Below are 1813 nucleotides of genomic sequence, written 5' to 3'. Positions count from 1 at the left end.
AGCAGCCACACCAGCGCCAGCACGCCGAGCACGACCGCGAGCAGCAGCAGCCCGGTCAGGATGCTGCGGCCGGTGAGGTGGATGTTGATGTTCTGCACTTCGAAACTCCTTACTGTGAAACGGAAACCGTGTTCTTGGTGTGGTGGGTGCGTGTCCCCCCACCAACACGGCAATCCCGGCCGCCATGAGCACGGTTTGGTACCCCACCCACAGCACCGCTGCGTCCAGCACCACCACCGAGCCCACCGAACGCGGATGCCGCGCGACGAACCGTGCCGCCGCCCGAACCGGGGTCCTTTCCGTGCCCACTCGCGTGTCCCGCATTGCCGCCTTCCTTTCTACGAGCAGAAGAAAAGGGGGCGCTGATTCTCCGTAGAGATCAACGCCCCCTGTGCCGAGTCGAGCGGTATCAGTTCCGGCGTTGGGTCATCTCCAGCTTGGCGACCAAATCGCCGACCGAGTTCCGCATCTTGTTCAGCGAGGTTCCCATGCCCTTCGGGACCCCGAACCGCTTCAAGTGGTTCACCAGCGCCAGCATCGTCGAATCGATGCGCCGGACCGTCGCGTGTACCTCGTCACCACGTGCCATTACTTCTGGTATCCCTTCGCCACATTCGGACCGCCCTTCGCGGCGATCGCGTCCCGAACCCCGAACACGGACGACTGCGCCGCGCCCGCCAAATCCTCGATTTCCTGGAGATCCTTCTTCTGCATGATGTCGTCTTCCAGGAACTCCACCCGCGACAGTTCCCGGAACAACGCGTCCAGCAACTCCCCGATCTTTTTCAGCCGGGCGACAGCGGGCGTGTTCTTCCGCATCCCGACCGGCAAATTCGCATTCACGAACCAATTCCCCTTTTCTCGGTAGTCGTGTCCGTGCCCGTTTCGGGCTACGACAGGTTGCAGGCGGTCATGATCCGAAGCCATTGCCGCCGGTAGGACCACCACCGTCTCCACCACGCCCGCAGCAGGCGACCGGCGAACCTGTCGAAGGTCGGCCGGTCCAGCAGCCGCCAGGAAGCGCCGGCCACCACGGCAATCCCGGCGGCCATGAGCACGGTCTGATACCCCACCCACAGCACCGCGGCGTCCAGCACCACCACCGAGCCCACCGACAGGTTGCAGGCGGTCATGATCCGAAGCCATTGCCGCCGGTAGGACCACCACCGTCTCCACCACGCCCGCAGCAGGCGACCGGCGAACCTGTCGAAGGTCGGCCGGTCCAGCAGCCGCCAGGAAGCGCCCGCCAGCACGGCAATACCGGCCGCCATGAGCACGGTTTGGTACCCCACCCACAGCACCGCTGCGTCCAGCACCACCACCGAGCCCACCGAGCCTTTGGCCATTCGGACGTGCACGGTGTCCCATGACCACGTGCTTTTCACCCGCGTCACGCACGGTGTGAGGGTGTTTCCCTTGTGATCGATGGTGGTCAGGTTGCAGGCGGTCATGATCCGAAGCCATTGCCGCCGGTAGGACCACCACCGTCTCCACCACGCCCGCAGCAGGCGACCGGCGAACCTGTCGAAGGTCGGCCGGTCCAGCAGCCGCCAGGAAGCGCCGGCCACCAGGCCCCCCGCCTCCACCGACTCCGCCAGGCCCGGCGGGGGAACGAACAGGTCATCGAAGGGTTCACGGCGCTGGAAGTCCAGCGCGATCCGGCCGGGCTTGAGGTGGCGCACGTTGGTCGAACGTGCCTTAAACGAGTTCGCCAGTCGGTTGATCACTTTCTCGAAGTCCTCCGGTTCTTGGCCTTTGGCCATTCGGACGTGCACGGTGTCCCATGACCACGTGCTTTTCACCCGCGTCACGC

2 protein-coding genes and 1 pseudogene are annotated in these 1813 nt (G+C 65.0%); all 3 read right to left on the bottom strand.

Annotated elements, in window-relative coordinates; translation table 11 throughout:
* Nucleotides 1-409: 409 nt before the first annotated feature.
* Nucleotides 410-589: a hypothetical protein gene (locus tag SSPN_RS0141805; protein WP_010316776.1), complete on the bottom strand. Its 180-nt coding sequence runs from the start codon at nucleotides 587-589 to the stop codon at nucleotides 410-412.
* Nucleotides 589-843, bottom strand: a complete 255-nt coding sequence (locus SSPN_RS0141800) for a hypothetical protein (protein WP_010316774.1) — start codon at nucleotides 841-843, stop codon at nucleotides 589-591. The genes SSPN_RS0141805 and SSPN_RS0141800 overlap by 1 nt, the downstream gene beginning before the upstream one ends.
* 47 nt (nucleotides 844-890) lie before the next feature.
* Nucleotides 891-1813, bottom strand: a pseudogene (locus SSPN_RS61385) (hypothetical protein); the annotation flags it as partial.

Origin of the sequence: Saccharopolyspora spinosa NRRL 18395 (assembly GCF_000194155.1) — a bacterium.
Lineage (GTDB): Bacteria > Actinomycetota > Actinomycetes > Mycobacteriales > Pseudonocardiaceae > Saccharopolyspora > Saccharopolyspora spinosa.
The sequence above is the reverse complement of the archived record's forward strand: the minus strand, read 5'-3'. Positions and strand labels throughout refer to the sequence as shown.